This is a genomic window from Mucilaginibacter robiniae, assembly GCF_012849215.1.
In the GTDB taxonomy this organism is placed as follows: domain Bacteria; phylum Bacteroidota; class Bacteroidia; order Sphingobacteriales; family Sphingobacteriaceae; genus Mucilaginibacter; species Mucilaginibacter robiniae.
Map to the genome: position 1 here is coordinate 1,819,352 of NZ_CP051682.1, position 14,597 is coordinate 1,833,948.

At 42.7% G+C, this 14,597-nt stretch carries 18 protein-coding genes; 16 read left to right on the forward strand and 2 right to left on the reverse strand.

Translation table 11 applies throughout. The annotated features are described in order from the left end of the window. Positions 1 to 208: 208 nt before the first annotated feature. Positions 209 to 628 carry a Holliday junction resolvase RuvX gene (gene ruvX, locus HH214_RS07990; protein WP_169606821.1) on the reverse strand — a complete coding sequence of 140 codons (420 nt, stop codon included), beginning with the start codon at positions 626 to 628 and terminating at the stop codon, positions 209 to 211. A 140-nt stretch (positions 629 to 768) separates the two neighbouring features. On the opposite strand from ruvX, the gene HH214_RS07995 reads away from it, so the two are divergent. The 16 genes from HH214_RS07995 (at position 769) to HH214_RS08070 (ending at position 13,912) form a co-directional block, all read left to right on the forward strand. Next, positions 769 to 1,911, forward strand: coding sequence for a DNA polymerase III subunit (locus HH214_RS07995; RefSeq protein WP_169606822.1), 1,143 nt, complete (start codon positions 769 to 771; stop codon positions 1,909 to 1,911). Between the two features lies 1 nt (position 1,912). Further along, entirely contained in the window at positions 1,913 to 3,331 is a 1,419-nt protein-coding gene (locus HH214_RS08000) for a PSP1 domain-containing protein (protein WP_211166329.1), read from the forward strand. Positions 3,332 to 3,334: 3 nt separating this feature from the next. Continuing rightward, positions 3,335 to 3,820, forward strand: a complete 486-nt coding sequence (locus HH214_RS08005) for a gliding motility lipoprotein GldH (RefSeq protein WP_169606824.1) — start codon at positions 3,335 to 3,337, stop codon at positions 3,818 to 3,820. Positions 3,821 to 3,924: 104 nt separating this feature from the next. Continuing rightward, the gene (locus tag HH214_RS08010; RefSeq protein ID WP_169606825.1) at positions 3,925 to 4,179 is read left to right on the forward strand and encodes a hypothetical protein; all 255 of its coding nucleotides are present in this window, start codon (positions 3,925 to 3,927) and stop codon (positions 4,177 to 4,179) included. Between the two features lie 63 nt (positions 4,180 to 4,242). After that, positions 4,243 to 4,443, forward strand: coding sequence for a hypothetical protein (locus HH214_RS08015; RefSeq protein ID WP_169606826.1), 201 nt, complete (start codon positions 4,243 to 4,245; stop codon positions 4,441 to 4,443). A 182-nt stretch (positions 4,444 to 4,625) separates the two neighbouring features. Next, a complete protein-coding gene (rmuC, locus tag HH214_RS08020) occupies positions 4,626 to 6,002 on the forward strand; it encodes a DNA recombination protein RmuC (protein ID WP_169606827.1) in 1,377 nt (458 codons plus the stop codon). Positions 6,003 to 6,277: 275 nt separating this feature from the next. Then, positions 6,278 to 6,415 (forward strand): hypothetical protein, encoded by a 138-nt coding sequence (locus HH214_RS08025; protein WP_169606828.1) that lies wholly within the window; start codon positions 6,278 to 6,280, stop codon positions 6,413 to 6,415. A 172-nt stretch (positions 6,416 to 6,587) separates the two neighbouring features. Continuing rightward, positions 6,588 to 7,985 carry a class II fumarate hydratase gene (gene fumC / locus HH214_RS08030; protein WP_169606829.1) on the forward strand — a complete coding sequence of 466 codons (1,398 nt, stop codon included), beginning with the start codon at positions 6,588 to 6,590 and terminating at the stop codon, positions 7,983 to 7,985. A gap of 50 nt (positions 7,986 to 8,035) precedes the next feature. Next, on the forward strand, positions 8,036 to 8,563 hold the full coding sequence (locus tag HH214_RS08035) for a fumarate hydratase (protein ID WP_211166330.1): 528 nt from the start codon (positions 8,036 to 8,038) through the stop codon (positions 8,561 to 8,563). Further along, positions 8,563 to 9,351 (forward strand): S1/P1 nuclease, encoded by a 789-nt coding sequence (locus HH214_RS08040; protein WP_169606831.1) that lies wholly within the window; start codon positions 8,563 to 8,565, stop codon positions 9,349 to 9,351. Before HH214_RS08035 ends, HH214_RS08040 begins: the two co-directional genes overlap by 1 nt. Positions 9,352 to 9,458: 107 nt before the next feature. Continuing rightward, a complete protein-coding gene (locus HH214_RS08045) occupies positions 9,459 to 9,896 on the forward strand; it encodes a low molecular weight protein-tyrosine-phosphatase (protein ID WP_169606832.1) in 438 nt (145 codons plus the stop codon). A gap of 51 nt (positions 9,897 to 9,947) precedes the next feature. Continuing rightward, complete coding sequence (gene hisS / locus HH214_RS08050; RefSeq protein ID WP_169606833.1) at positions 9,948 to 11,321, forward strand: histidine--tRNA ligase; 1,374 nt, start codon at positions 9,948 to 9,950, stop codon at positions 11,319 to 11,321. Positions 11,322 to 11,381: 60 nt separating this feature from the next. After that, positions 11,382 to 11,726: a hypothetical protein gene (locus tag HH214_RS08055; RefSeq protein ID WP_169606834.1), complete on the forward strand. Its 345-nt coding sequence runs from the start codon at positions 11,382 to 11,384 to the stop codon at positions 11,724 to 11,726. 1 nt (position 11,727) lies between these two features. Then, on the forward strand, positions 11,728 to 12,432 hold the full coding sequence (locus HH214_RS08060) for a peptidylprolyl isomerase (protein ID WP_169606835.1): 705 nt from the start codon (positions 11,728 to 11,730) through the stop codon (positions 12,430 to 12,432). A 51-nt stretch (positions 12,433 to 12,483) separates the two neighbouring features. Next, positions 12,484 to 13,251 carry an exodeoxyribonuclease III gene (locus HH214_RS08065; protein WP_169606836.1) on the forward strand — a complete coding sequence of 256 codons (768 nt, stop codon included), beginning with the start codon at positions 12,484 to 12,486 and terminating at the stop codon, positions 13,249 to 13,251. A 115-nt stretch (positions 13,252 to 13,366) separates the two neighbouring features. Continuing rightward, positions 13,367 to 13,912, forward strand: a complete 546-nt coding sequence (locus tag HH214_RS08070; RefSeq protein ID WP_169606837.1) for a BON domain-containing protein — start codon at positions 13,367 to 13,369, stop codon at positions 13,910 to 13,912. Between the two features lie 106 nt (positions 13,913 to 14,018). Here the strand turns inward: HH214_RS08070 and HH214_RS08075 are convergent, their stop codons facing one another. After that, positions 14,019 to 14,531 (reverse strand): hypothetical protein, encoded by a 513-nt coding sequence (locus HH214_RS08075; protein WP_169606838.1) that lies wholly within the window; start codon positions 14,529 to 14,531, stop codon positions 14,019 to 14,021. Between the last annotated feature and the right edge of the window lie 66 nt (positions 14,532 to 14,597).

Sequence of the window (14,597 nt, forward strand, 5' to 3'; positions counted from 1 at the left end):
ATCAGAAATGTTGTGGGTAGCACTAAGTAGCCACAGCATTGCCTTTCAAAGCAATATAACGTAGCCGCAAGTTTTTTCTTTGGTATCTTTCTTTTTTGTATAAAAAAGAAAGTACATCCACTAACCTAAATACAGCACTTTAACTATCCTCATGAAAACCTACAAGAACATTCTACTAGGAAAAATAAGTTCTAAATAATAAAAGTTATTACCTAAACGCTTTCCGCTCCATCCATGATTGCAGCAGAATAACAGCCGAAACAGTATCCACCAGCGCCTTATTCTGCCGCCCGGCTTTTTTCACCCCTCCAGCTAGTATGGCTGCAGAAGCCATTTTAGAGGTAAAGCGTTCATCCAATAATTCAATAGGTATATCAGAAAAAGTTTTTTGCAGTAGGTTTACAAAGCCTTTGACATGTATGGCAGATTGAGAGGGCGTGTTATCCATCTGCTTAGGCTCGCCTACCACAAAAGTTTCTACCTGTTCGGTTTGCAGATACTTTTTCAGAAAGTCGATAATCTGGTTCGGATGAATAGTATCCAGGCCGGTGGCAATCATTTGCAGGGGGTCGGTTACGGCCACGCCAATGCGCTTGGTACCATAATCAAAAGCCATTACTCGGGGCATAATTAGTATTCAGAAGTGAGTGGCCCGCAGGCCGATATTACTTAGCATAAATGCTGAACAAAGTTAATCTATTTATCATAAAAACAGCAGGCCATAGGCTACCGGCTTCCTGCAACAGAAAAAATTTATATATTGCACCAATGCAGTTTAAGCAAATAGTGGGGCAACAAGGCGTGAAGCAACGTTTACTGAACACCGTTCGGGAAAACAGGGTAAGCCATGCTCAATTATTTTTGGGGCCTGAAGGCTCTGGTAGTTTGGCGCTGGCATTGGCGTATGCACAATATTTATCATGCGAGGATAAGCAAGCTGATGACTCATGTGGCGTATGTGCTTCCTGCCGTAAGTATGAAAAACTGGTGCACCCTGATCTGCATTTTTCTTATCCGTTTTTTGCCAAGCACAAGGACGATACCGCACTTAGCTTTATTGAAGAGTGGCGTGAAGCTTTGTTAACGCATCCTTATTTGAGTCTGGATATATGGCGTAGCTACTTGGAAGCTGACAACAAACAAGCCAATATCAACATAGCCGAGTGCCACCAGATTATCAAAAAGCTAAGTTTAAAGCCGTTTGAATCGGAATACAAGATTTTAATTCTATGGCTGCCGGAATATTTAGATAAAGAAGGTAACACACTGCTGAAAATTATCGAGGAGCCACAGCCTAATACACTATTCCTGCTGGTAGCGCAAAATCAGGATCAGATACTGAATACCATTCTATCGCGTACGCAACTGGTGAAAATACCGACGTTGGGATATGAGGATGTAAAGAATTACTTGATACAGCAAAAGGGGCAGCCGGTACAAACTGCTGAGGAAGCAGCCTACCTGAGTTGCGGCAACCTGACAGAAGCATTGGCTATGCTGCAACAGGACACCAAAAGCCATCATGAAGCGTTTTTAAACTGGCTACGCAAATGCTACAGCAATAAAGGCTTAGAAATTATGGCCTTTGTAGAACAGGTAGCTAAAGCAGGGCGTGAAAACCAGAAAAACTTTTTGCATTATGGCATCAGCTACATACGTGAATGCTGCTTGATATTAAGCGGTGCAGCCGAGCTGGTACATTTACCAGCTGTAGAAAAAGAAACCGCGCAAAAAATGGCGGCCGTTATGACGCTGGATATGGGCGAAGGCATTAGTGCCGAACTGGAGAAGGCCTACTACCATGTGGAACGCAATGCTAACCCTAAAATTTTGTTTTTAGATGTATCTTTGCAGATTATAAAAATATTACATTACAAAATGCTCCCGCAAGGGACTCAATATATGAACTGAAATGGGATGTGGAAGTTGTTCAACCGGAGGTGGATGTACACCGGCGGGTTGCAAAAGCAATGGGTCATGTATGACCAATGGCTGCAGCAAGCTGGATGTGTACGACTGGCTGGCACATATGGATATGCCTGCCAATTACAAGCCTTTCCAGGTTGTTGAAATAAAATTTAAAGGATCACGTAAGGACTTTTACCTGAACGTTGATAATATATACATAGAATCGGGTGAATTAGTAGTGGTAGAAACGCCTACGGGTGGCTACGATGTAGGGCACGTATCGCTTACCGGCGAACTGGTACGCATGCAGATGACCAAACGCCATGTTAAAGAGGCCGACGTAACCAAGAAAATATACCGCAGGGCAACACCTGCTGATGTAGATAAGTGGAAACTGGCGAAAGACCTGGAATGGGAAACCATGCACCGGGCCCGTAAATTGGCGCTTGATTTAAACTTATCCATGAAGATCAGCGATGTGGATTACCAAGGCGATAAAACCAAAGCCACTTTTTACTATACGGCCGAAGGACGGGTAGATTTTCGGGAACTGATTAAAAAAATGGCCGAGGCATTTCGTATTCGTATTGAAATGCGGCAAATTGGAATGCGCCAGGAAGCTAGCCGTTTGGGCGGCATAGGCTCATGTGGGCGCGAGTTATGCTGCTCTACCTGGTTAACTGATTTTAAAACGGTATCCACCTCGGCAGCACGCTATCAAAATTTATCCTTAAATACCCTGAAACTGGCTGGTCAGTGCGGCAAACTTAAATGCTGCTTAAACTATGAGTTAGATGGGTACATGGATGCCTTAAAACATATTCCGGATAATGTAAACATATTGCGTACTGAAAAAGGTGATGCGCGTTTACAAAAAACCGATATTTTTAAGCGAGTTATGTGGTTTAGCCTGCCTGGTGCTGAAAACTGGATACCATTGCCTATTAACCGCGTTAAGGAAATTCAAAAATTAAATAAAGAAGGTGTACTGCCGGAAGATTTAGGTGAAGCTATTCAGGAACAAGCTCCGGTTGCTAAAGTACTGGATTATGAAAACGTGGTGGGCCAGGATAGTTTAACCCGATTAGACGAACGCAGTAACAATCGTAATAACAAAAAGAAAAAGAACAAAAAGCCTGATGGCCGCGAGGTAGTGGATAAAAAACCACAACCACAAAATGCTAAGCCGCAGCAGCCACAAAATAAGCCGCAGCAAAACAAGCAACAACAACAACCAAAACAACCGCCTGTTCAGCAAGTTACTATTATTCAGGAAACGGTTCAGGTAACTACTACCGAAGTAGTTGTAAAAACCGAAGGTAGTCAGAATGCTAAGCGTAACCGGAATAGGAACCGCAACCGGCATCAGCAAAACCGGGGCAACAACCCGAATAATAACCCACAGCAGCCCAGTGATAATTAAGTTATGAAATTAACTGGCCCATTATTAGGAGTATTGGTTTTGCTGAGTACCCTGTCAAGCTTGGTTGGCTGCACTGATCCAAAAGCGGTGTTGGATGAGAGTGCCGAAATTGCCAACAACAATTGGCAATACGGCAACAAGCTTAAGTTTGATGTACCGGTAGAAGATGCGAATACTGAATACAACTTGTACTTTAACCTGCGGGTAACAGCCGACTATAAGTACTCAAACATATTTGTAATACTTTACGAAAGTGGCACCACTTTTACTAAACCCAAAGCTACCCGCTTTGAGTTTAAATTAGCCAGTTCCAGCGGCGAATGGCTGGGTAAAGGCTCGGGCAGCATGTACAGTTACCAGATTCCATTCAAAACACAGTACCGCTTTCCGGCTAAGGGCAAATACCACTTTGAGTTGGAGCAGAATATGCGTGATAACCCACTACACGCCATCAGCGATGTTGGCTTACGGGTAGAAAAAGCAGAATAAGTAAATACCAGCCGTTGTTACAAGCAAAGTAACAGCGGCTGGTATTCTTTATTATTTAAAACTCTTCCCCAGTTGTCCCGTTCATTTTATTAAACACTACAACGATGAAAAAGCTGGCTTACATTTCACTAATAATTGCGGCTACTGCTTTGAGTGCCTGCAATGGAGCAACCAATAAAACAGGCGGTGCCGCGCGCGATTCCAGCGCCAGTCATGGCAACTCGGGGCCGACTGATTCATCCATTGGCACCGGTACTGGAGCACCTGCAGGTACATCTACCGGTGGCACAGATACCAGCACTACCGGCGGTGGCGTAGCTAACCCAACCGTTGATTCAGGCAAGCGCAGCAATCCTTAAACATTTAATATTTTAAACTATTAGTTTATCATAACGTTGCTTCAATAACAAAAACAACTCGTTATGAAAAAATTAGCATTCATTTTATTGGCAGCCGCTGGCGTAAGTTTAGCCTCTTGCAAAGGGAACAACACTTCGCAAGGTGCCGGCACTGGCGATTCAGCTACGGTGTCTGATTCCAGTATGAAAAACCTTGACCCATCCGGTACGGGTGTGAAAGCTGATGGTACGGCTACTGGCTTAAGCGATACCACTAAGAAATAGTTTTATAGTTAGTTCTTAACTGTGACTGCCAATTACTTGGTAGTTAAAAAGAAAACCTTTCCTGCTTCCGGAAAGGTTTTCTTTTTTATAATTTTCATCTAAAGCTCAGATTATGCCCATGCTTTAAAATAAATTAGCATTCCTGAAAAATCCTGCTTTATTTTGCTAAATATTTTATCAATATGAGTATAGGCATTTTGGTTATAGCGGTGGTGATTTTGTTAGTAGCCGTATTCTTGTTTGTAAATAAACCTAAAAGCGGCGTAGGTACCCCATCTATTGATGAATTTAATCAGTTAAAAACCGAGAACGAGCAACTGCAAATTAAACTTAGCGTAGCCGAAGAAAAGGTTAAAAGTGCCTATGCCGAAAAAGAAAGCATTACTCAACTACTGAAAGAAGAAAAACATAAACTAGAAGACCAGCTAGTTTTTGAGCGTCAGGAGCTGGCCGAAGCTAACCAGGATTTGCAAAGCACTCGCTCATACTACCAGGCACAGCAGGAAAAGCTACAGGAACAAAAGGCTGAGATCGAGCAAACCCGTCAGCATTTTCAGCGTGAGTTTGAAAACGTAGCTGAAAAGTTGCTGAAAGAAAAGTCGCGCGAGTTCCTGGATGTGAATAAAACCAATCTTGACCACATTCTAAATCCATTAAAAGAAAACATCAAGGCATTTGAGGACAAAGTAGAAAAGGTATACAACATGGAAGCTGCCGACCGTAACCAGTTGAAAGGCGCCATTACTCAATTAATGGACTTGAACAAGCAAATTAGCAGCGAAGCGCAAAACTTGACTAAAGCGCTAAAAGGCGATACTAAAAAGCAAGGTAACTGGGGCGAGTTCATTTTGGAAAAAGTATTGGAGCGTTCAGGTTTGCAGCGCGACCGTGAGTACCGGATACAGGCTAGCTACCAGGCACATGATGGCAACCGCTTTCAGCCCGATGTGGTGATTGATTTGCCGGATGATAAACACTTGATTATTGACTCGAAAGTATCCTTGATTGCTTATGAGCGTTTAGTGAACTGCGAAACGGAAGATGAGCGTCGCTTACATGCTAAAGCTCACGTAGAATCATTACGTAGTCATGTGCAAGGTTTATCAGCTAAAAACTACCACGATTTACAGAAAATTAATTCGCCCGATTTTGTACTGCTATTTGTGCCTATTGAATCATCGTTCAGTTTTGCAGTACAGTTAGACGCCGATTTATTTAATGATGCCTGGGATAAGCGTGTGGTAATTGTAAGCCCTTCAACCTTGCTGGCTACCCTGCGCACCATTGCTAGTATGTGGAAGCAAGAACGCCAAAACCGCAACGTAATGGAAATAGCCCGTCTGAGTGGTGAAATGTACAACAAGTTTGCCGGCTTTATGGAAGATATGGAAGGCATTCAAAGAAGCTTAAAACAAAGCCAGGATGCGTACGATAAAGCGATGAATAAATTAAGTGATGGTCGGGGTAACTTGCTGGTTACTGCCGAAAAAATTAAAAAGCTGGGCGCCAAAACCAACAAGCAGATTGACCAACGCTATTTAAATGAGGAGCAGGATTGAGTAGAGAATCAATTATTTCAATAAGCAATAGTATTATTTTTAAAAGAATGGTTTAGTGTTTCACAGGTGTTACATGTTTCAGTGTGTAACACCTGTAACACCATGAAACACTGTCAAACCATTGGCAGTGGTGGCACTGTTTTGTCAGTAAGCTATAAATACAAGTAGTATCATGTCGCCCTCTAACAAAGTACTAAAAAGTTAAAAAATATGTTTGTAAGTTTAGAGCAAGAATTGCTGAAAACATGTTTTAGCTATTTTAAGATGTATAAATCATGAAACGCAAACTAACCGCAGCTGCATTAAGCCTTATTTTAACCACCTTACTCAATAGTTGCTTTCTACGGCATGATTCTCGTGGACTCAGAGCCGACCGTGGCCGGCATTATCCGCATGATGAGCCAAAGCAGTAGTATTAAACGCGCAGTGATGCGCGTGCTATCCATACTCGATATTTGTTAGTTTTGCACTAACACAATATTAAATATCAGGCACTCGCTAGTCCTGCTAAAATCTCTTAGTTCTTGCCTCTTATTTCTTGGTTCTATTCCCTAACTTTGCGGCTGCAAAAAACACATCAAACGTATGAGTTTCAGAACCGAGTATGACACCATGGGCGCGGTACAGGTACCGGCCGATAAATACTGGGGCGCACAAACCGAGCGCTCTCGTAACAACTTCAAAATTGGCCCTGAGGCTTCTATGCCAAAGGAAATTATTGCCGCTTTTGCTTACTTGAAAAAAGCAGCCGCTTACACCAACACCGATTTAGGCGTACTGCCTGCCGAAAAACGCGACTTGATTGCTCAGGTATGTGACGAAATTTTAGCTGGTACACTGGATAGTGAATTTCCATTGGTTATCTGGCAAACCGGTTCGGGCACGCAATCAAACATGAACGTAAATGAAGTGGTATCTAACCGTTCTCATGTATTGCAAGGTAACCCATTGGGCGAAGGCAAACCTTTCATCCACCCGAATGATGATGTGAACAAATCACAATCTTCAAACGATACCTATCCAACGGCTATGCACATTGCGGCTTACAAAATCCTGGTGGATGTAACTATCCCTGGTGTAGAAAAGCTGCGCGATTCATTGAAAAGAAAATCAGAAGCCTTTAAAGACGTGGTTAAAATTGGCCGTACCCACCTGATGGATGCTACACCATTAACCTTAGGTCAGGAGTTTTCAGGCTATGTATCACAGCTGGATCATGGTTTGCGTGCACTGCGCAACACCCTGGCTCACCTTTCTGAGCTGGCTTTAGGTGGTACTGCTGTAGGTACCGGCATTAACACCCCTAAAGGTTATGATGTTAAAGTAGCCGAATACATTGCACAGTTCACTGGCTTACCATTCATCACTGCCGAAAATAAATTTGAAGCGTTAGCTGCACACGATGCCATTGTAGAAAGCCACGGTGCTCTAAAACAAATTGCTGTATCCCTGATGAAGATTGCTAACGATATTCGGATGCTGGCTTCTGGTCCGCGTTCAGGTATTGGCGAAATTCATATACCGGATAACGAACCAGGTTCATCTATTATGCCGGGTAAAGTTAACCCAACCCAAAATGAGGCCGTTACTATGGTTGCAGCACAGGTAATGGGTAATGATGTAGCTATAGCCGTAGGCGGCTCAAATGGTCATTATGAACTAAATGTATTTAAACCAGTAATGGCAGCTAACTTCCTGCAATCTGCCCGTTTAATTGGCGATGCTTGTGTATCGTTCACTGAACATTGTTCAGATGGTATTGAGCCTAACTATGATGGTATCAAAAAGCACCTGGAAAACTCTTTGATGCTGGTAACTGCCCTGAACCCGCATATTGGTTACGAGAACGCTGCCAAAATTGCTAAAAAAGCACTGAAAGAAAACAAATCATTGCGTGAAGCCGCTATTGAACTGGAACTGTTAACCAACGAGCAGTTCGATCAGTGGGTACGCCCTGAAGATATGATTGGAAGTTTAAAATAGTAAACCACTCCTCCCTAACCCTCCCCAACTGGGGAGGGCTTTTTATTTATATGCTGTATAACTTTCGTACTTGTTTTCTTAATTTCTGGCTTCTGGCTTTTGCCGCTATGTGTGCGGCACTCTCTTCATGTCATCCCAACGCCAGCATACAAGAACCAGGACAAGCCTACTTACAAGGCGAGTGGCAACAGCAAAAAGAAGCTATACATCAAAAGCTGATTACTTATTCGCTTTACCATCTTAAATTCAGCTGCGATTCATTTTATGTACAAATGCAATCGTTCAGCCATGTAAACTCTGGTGCTGATACCTGTATGCGCAGCGGCCACTGGGTAGAGTATGCCAAAGGCGTGTACTATCAGCAAAATGACACCTTACGCCTGAAAGGCTATTTTACTACCGCCAACAACAGCTTAAAAAGACAAGGTGGCTGTTTCCGTTCGGGCATCTATGATGAAGTTTTTAAAGTTGGCTCCAAAACTGATTCTGCCTTACAATTAACCAGCACATCTAACGTTGTACCTATTCATTTACAATTGATTAAACGGGCTACATGCCATCCCAAACCCCTACAATAATGAACTTTTTTAAAAAAATGCTCGTTGGTGCAGCCTTGTTGTATGCGCCCCTGCACAGCATGGCTTGGGGAACCCAGGGCCACCGTATATCCGGTCAGATTGCCGATAGTTATTTAACCCCGAAAGCCCGTGCGGCTGTAAAAGCTATTCTGGGCTATGAATCTATCGCCATGACCAGCAACTGGGCTGATTTTATTAAATCTGACCCGAACTATAGCTATTTATCATCCTGGCATTATATTGATTTTGACAAGCCTTATACCTATCCTGAAATGCAGGCTTTCCTGAAACAGGATACCAGTGTAGATGCTTATACCAAGCTGAACTTTTTAATGGCTGAACTAAAAAAGAAAAATCAGCCTCAAGAAAAAAAGCTGCTTTATCTGCGTATGCTGATTCACATTACCGAAGACATTCATCAGCCTATGCACACTGCCCATACGCAGGATAAAGGCGGTAACGATATTAAAGTAAACTGGGCTGGCGAACCTACCAACCTGCATGCGGTTTGGGATAGTAAACTTATTGATGCACAGCAATTAAGCTATACCGAATATGCCGCGGCTATTAACCACACTACAGCCGCACAACGCGCTGAATGGCAAAAAGAGCCCATCAGCAAATGGCTGTTTGAGTCAAGCCAGATTTCAGAGAAAATTTATGCTGACGTTAGGCCTGATGAAAATTTGGGCTTCCGTTACACTTTCAAATATTTAGCAGTCGTAAACCAACAGCTCCTGAAAGCAGGCGTACATTTAGCCGGTTTGCTGAACCAGATTTTTGGATAATACTTTTAGAAACCGGAGGTGTAAGGTTCAGGACGGAAGATACCAGACAGTGTCAGATAACGGTCCTCAATCCTTTTTTCTCCGGCCTTTTTATTTAATGAACAATCATGAAAATATTAATGGTTTGCCTGGGTAATATATGCCGTTCGCCGCTGGCCGAAGGCATTATGCAGCACCTGGCTGATGAACAAGGCTTAAACTGGCAAATTGATTCGGCCGGAACGGGCAACTGGCACATTGGTGAAGGGCCAGACCATCGTTCGGTCAGAACAGCCCGGCAGTTTGGCATTGATATCAGCAAACAGGTATGCCGTCAATTCAAACCTGGCGATTTCGACAACTTCGACCTGATTTTGGTAATGGATAAAAACAACTTGACCGATGTTTTAGCTCAAGCCCGTACCGAGCAGGACGCTGCCAAAGTAAAGCTACTGCTTACCGATAAAGAAGTGCCCGACCCTTATTACGACAACACCCAGTTTGAACCTGTGTTTAAGTTGATTGAAGGTGGTTGTAAGGATATCATACACGAGTACAGCGAGTAAGCAAGTCTTACTTCGCTGTTCTGGTTTTACAGATTTGATTACCTTTGCGGCATGGCATTGGTAAAACCCTCGGTACCTAAAGGCACGCGCGATTTCTCGCCCGCCGAAATGGTAAAACGCAACTATATATTTGATACAATAAAATCAGTTTTCCGCAAATATGGCTATCAGCAAATTGAAACGCCGACGATGGAAAACTCTTCAACCCTGATGGGTAAATATGGTGAGGAAGGCGATAAATTAATATTCCGGATTTTAAATAGTGGAGATTATCTAGCCAAAGTTACTCCTGAACAACTAGCTGCCCGCAACTCGCAACTCACCGCCCAAATTTCCGAAAAAGCGCTGCGTTACGACTTAACCGTTCCCTTTGCTCGCTATGTAGTACAGCACCAAAACGAAATTACGTTTCCTTTCAAGCGCTTTCAGGTACAACCTGTTTGGCGGGCTGATAGGCCGCAAAAAGGGCGTTACCGCGAATTTTACCAATGCGATGCCGATGTGGTAGGTTCCGATTCTTTATTAAACGAAGCCGAATTTATCCTTATTTATGACGAAGCCCTGAGCCGCTTAGGTTTACAGGACTTTACCATTAAAATTAACAACCGCAAAATACTATCGGGCATAGCCGAAATTATTGGCAAGCCGGAGCTAATTGTGGACATGACTGTAGCTATTGATAAGCTGGATAAAATTGGTTTAGATGGCGTAGTAGCCGAACTATTAACCAAAGGCTTTACCCAAGCTGATATTGACCAACTAGAGCCGGTTATTCTGTTGCAAGGTTCTAATGTCGAAAAGCTGGATCAACTGAAAGCGATCCTAGCTTCATCAGCCACAGGCTTGAAAGGCATTGAAGAACTGGAAACCATTTTTACTTACCTGCAAAGCTTCACCTTACAAAAAGCTACCGTTGAGCTGGATATTACTTTAGCTCGTGGTTTAAACTACTACACCGGCGCTATATTCGAGGTAAAAACCAACGAAGCATTGATGGGCAGTATTGGCGGTGGTGGCCGTTATGATGACCTGACCGGCATGTTCGGCTTGAAAGGCTTAACTGGTGCCGGCATATCTTTTGGGGCCGACCGTATTTATGATGTACTGGAAGAGCTAAAGCTATTCCCCGCAGCCAGCAATCAAACAACACAGGTGCTTATTTCTACTTTTGATAAAGAAGGTGAAGTGTTTGCATTACCACTGTTACAACAACTGCGTAATGCCAACATTAATGTCGAGCTTTATCCGGCTGGTGCTAAAATTAAAAAGCAGTTTGATTACGCCAATAACAAGAACATTCCTTACGTTGTTGTAATTGGTAGTGATGAAGTGCAAAGCGGTCAGCTTACTTTTAAAAACATGCAAACCGGCGACCAGCAAAAGCTATCACAAACCGATATTGTAAATCTTTTAAGCAACCAATAATTTTAACAGTTTGCCATCTTGTCTTAATTCCTGACTCTTGGTTCTTGATTCTAATATAAAATGAAGCCTGCCGAAATTAATACCCGTTGGAAAGCTTTGCAGGAACGCATTGCCGAAAATTTTGATACCGACTTACCGGATATCAAAGTTATGCTGTTTTTGATTGGCGTGCAGGAACTGGGGCAAGGGCCTAAAAAGTTCAGCAAGCGCCAAAAAGAAGAATTAATGCACATCGCCAATTGCAAGCTGTTCAGTCAAATGGGCTTTTATGAACTGGAAGGCGCCGATCAGGATGGCTGGCCGCATTGGAAACTGGTTAAACCTATTCCCAGCTATACTTTACTGGAGCAGGAAATGGTGATGAAATCGCTTATTATTACTTATTTTGACGAGCTGGAAGGCTGATATGAAAAAGCTGCTTACTTTTTGCTTCCTGTTTTTAGCTACTGGTTTGCTGGCCAAAGCTCCACGTAATCAGTATGTACGCATTAAAACCACTTATGGCGAATGCATTATCCGTTTGTATAACGAAACGCCTAAGCACCGCGATAACTTTGTTAAACTTACTAAACAGGGCTTCTACAACGGTACGCTGTTTCATAGGGTAATACAAAACTTTATGATTCAGGGTGGCGACCCAGATTCGAAAAAAGCACAGCCAGGTGCTGAGCTGGGTAATGGCGATGTGAAATATACTATACCGGCTGAGTTTCGCGACAGCTTGTTCCATAAGCGGGGCGTACTGGCAGCAGCACGCGAAGGCGACAATGTGAACCCCAGCAAAGCTTCCAGCGGATGCCAATTTTATATTGTGGAAGGCCGTCGCTTTACCGATGGCAGGTTGGATACTTTAGAACAAACCCGCCTCAAAGGCCGCAAAATACCCGCCTGGCAGCGCGAGTGGTATAAATCGGTAGGTGGTGTACCTCACCTGGACCAGAACTACACGGTTTATGGCGAAGTGGTAAGCGGTCTGGATATGGTTGACCGCATTGCCGCTGTAGCTAAAGACCCACGCGACCGCCCATTACATGACGTTCCGATGCAGGTTGAACTACTGAGTAAAAAAGAATGCAAGCAACTGGATCAGTTGCTTCATATTAATTCTTAAATAACATAAAACACGAGTTGCATTCTTTAATCAGGCATGCAGCATAAGTATATGAAAATTATTACTTACAATGTTAATGGTATCCGGTCGGCCATGAGCAAGAACTGGCTATCTTGGTTACAGGCTACAGATGCAGATGTAATTTGTTTACAAGAAATCAAGGCAACGCCTGATGTACTGACCGATTTGTTTCTGGTAGAACAAATGGGCTATCAGCACTATTGGTTTCCGGCCGAAAAGAAAGGCTATAGCGGTACGGCTATCTTTACCAAACAGACGCCCAACCATATAGCTTATGGCTGTGGCATTCCTGATTTTGATCGTGAGGGCCGTAATATCCGGGTGGATTTTGATGATATATCCGTCATGAGCGTATATTTTCCGTCAGGATCAAGCGGCGATGAACGGCAGGGCTTTAAATACCGTTTTCTGGACGAGTTTGGCGAATACCTTAACCAACTGAAATGGGCTTACCCCAAACTGGTAGTATCCGGCGATTACAACATCTGCCACAAACCTATTGATATTCATAATCCTAAATCTAACGCTAACTCATCAGGCTTTTTACCGGAAGAACGGGCGTGGATGGATGAGTTTGTAGCTTCAGGCTTTGTAGATAGTTTCAGATACCTGAACAAAGAGCCGCACAACTACACTTGGTGGAGCTTTAGAGCCGGTGCCCGTAACAAAAACCTGGGCTGGCGTATTGATTACAACATGGTAACTACTGACCTGCAAAACCATATTGCCCGTGCAGCTATTTTACCCGAAGCCCGCCACTCCGACCATTGCCCTGTACTGCTGGAACTAAGTTTATGATAATTTAGAGGTACCTTCTTCATTAATTGAAATGGGTGTATCTAATTGTATTTAAACAAAACACCTGCACGCTTTTACGCTTTTGTAAAGAGTACTTTGTTTAAATTATTCCATCATGAACAGAAGAGTGGACCGTGAGATTAGTGCGTTTATTAAAGGTGGTTTAGTAAAGCTTTATGTAATTGCACCTGTACAAAAAATGTTTACCACTGTTGCCGTGGTCGCAGCCTTAAGTAGCATAGCAGGTTGTAGTCAGCAAAAAAAAGATAAAGAAATTAAGGCTGATATTACCATCAAGGCCAAAACCGATGTAAACTTTGTTGGGGTAAACTATACGGTAGATCAGGGTATAGTTACACTTACCGGCACATCGCCCGCTCAAAAAACCAAAGAAGCTGTTGAGCATACCGTCAAAAGTATCAACATTATCAAAGGCGTTAATAATCAAATTAAGGTAGGCTCTGTACTTTTAGACAATGATTACACGCTTAAACTAGCAGTTGATAGCGTATTGGCTGATTACCCGGCTGTAGAAGCCCGTGTTGAACAACAAGTAGTTACTTTGCTAGGCAAAACACCTAAGCAGGAAGCGGGAAAGCTATTACCTGCTATTGATAAACTACACCCGGCTAAAGTTGAGAACGAGCTGGTAATGGAGTAGACTTTCTTGCGCCAGAGCATACGCTTAAATAGGTTACGCAAGTAAAACAAATCATCTGCTACCAAATAGTCTTCAAAGTATATTGCCAGCAGATGATATATTTAAATTACATCTTTTGACCTATGTAATCAGTCATGGAATTAATCAGGTTAGATAGTTCTATAAATTTAGCATCCGAATACTCGATAATCTGAATTTCATTATTAAACCTGATGAACTTAATAGTTGCACTTGGAGGTTGATTAGAGCTATAATCATCACCGTTTAAAACCCGGTGAGCAAAAATATTTCTCTGTTCTATAGCATAAGCCAAATCCTGACTTAAGGTATAAGCTGCATTACCAGGGGTTGTAGCCCTAATAGATTTATAGCTTTTATACCATTTCTCATCATAGTTTACAGCTATATATTGAAAAACAGGCGTTTTGTGGTTGAAGTTCATCCGGTCGTCATTTAACAGGAGCAACTGCATATCGTAGTTCTTCTTTTGGTCATCACCGCAAAAATGTTTTGCAATGTAAAAGTTCAGCACTTGCTCCAGAATAGTTATATCGTGTAAAATCTTTCCGCGATAAAGTATTGACTTCTCAACAAACTTCTCGTACTCATCATGTGTCATAAGATGCTTTTTGGCGCGAACATACAAACTATTTCCAATTACTTTTAGAAGCGTGCAGAAGAATGT

Coding starts and splice junctions, on each gene's coding strand:
- HH214_RS08060 (WP_169606835.1), top strand. CDS start 11,728: ATGAAAAAGCTGCTTACTTTTTGCTTCCTGTTTTTAGCTACTGGTTTG.
- HH214_RS08005 (WP_169606824.1), top strand. CDS start 3,335: ATGAAATTAACTGGCCCATTATTAGGAGTATTGGTTTTGCTGAGTACC.
- ruvX (WP_169606821.1), bottom strand. CDS start 628: ATGCCCCGAGTAATGGCTTTTGATTATGGTACCAAGCGCATTGGCGTG.
- HH214_RS08065 (WP_169606836.1), top strand. CDS start 12,484: ATGAAAATTATTACTTACAATGTTAATGGTATCCGGTCGGCCATGAGC.
- HH214_RS08070 (WP_169606837.1), top strand. CDS start 13,367: ATGAACAGAAGAGTGGACCGTGAGATTAGTGCGTTTATTAAAGGTGGT.
- rmuC (WP_169606827.1), top strand. CDS start 4,626: ATGAGTATAGGCATTTTGGTTATAGCGGTGGTGATTTTGTTAGTAGCC.
- HH214_RS08055 (WP_169606834.1), top strand. CDS start 11,382: ATGAAGCCTGCCGAAATTAATACCCGTTGGAAAGCTTTGCAGGAACGC.
- HH214_RS08015 (WP_169606826.1), top strand. CDS start 4,243: ATGAAAAAATTAGCATTCATTTTATTGGCAGCCGCTGGCGTAAGTTTA.
- HH214_RS07995 (WP_169606822.1), top strand. CDS start 769: ATGCAGTTTAAGCAAATAGTGGGGCAACAAGGCGTGAAGCAACGTTTA.
- hisS (WP_169606833.1), top strand. CDS start 9,948: ATGGCATTGGTAAAACCCTCGGTACCTAAAGGCACGCGCGATTTCTCG.
- HH214_RS08040 (WP_169606831.1), top strand. CDS start 8,563: ATGAACTTTTTTAAAAAAATGCTCGTTGGTGCAGCCTTGTTGTATGCG.
- HH214_RS08025 (WP_169606828.1), top strand. CDS start 6,278: ATGAAACGCAAACTAACCGCAGCTGCATTAAGCCTTATTTTAACCACC.
- HH214_RS08010 (WP_169606825.1), top strand. CDS start 3,925: ATGAAAAAGCTGGCTTACATTTCACTAATAATTGCGGCTACTGCTTTG.
- HH214_RS08075 (WP_169606838.1), bottom strand. CDS start 14,531: ATGACACATGATGAGTACGAGAAGTTTGTTGAGAAGTCAATACTTTAT.
- fumC (WP_169606829.1), top strand. CDS start 6,588: ATGAGTTTCAGAACCGAGTATGACACCATGGGCGCGGTACAGGTACCG.
- HH214_RS08045 (WP_169606832.1), top strand. CDS start 9,459: ATGAAAATATTAATGGTTTGCCTGGGTAATATATGCCGTTCGCCGCTG.
- HH214_RS08000 (WP_211166329.1), top strand. CDS start 1,913: ATGGGATGTGGAAGTTGTTCAACCGGAGGTGGATGTACACCGGCGGGT.
- HH214_RS08035 (WP_211166330.1), top strand. CDS start 8,036: ATGCTGTATAACTTTCGTACTTGTTTTCTTAATTTCTGGCTTCTGGCT.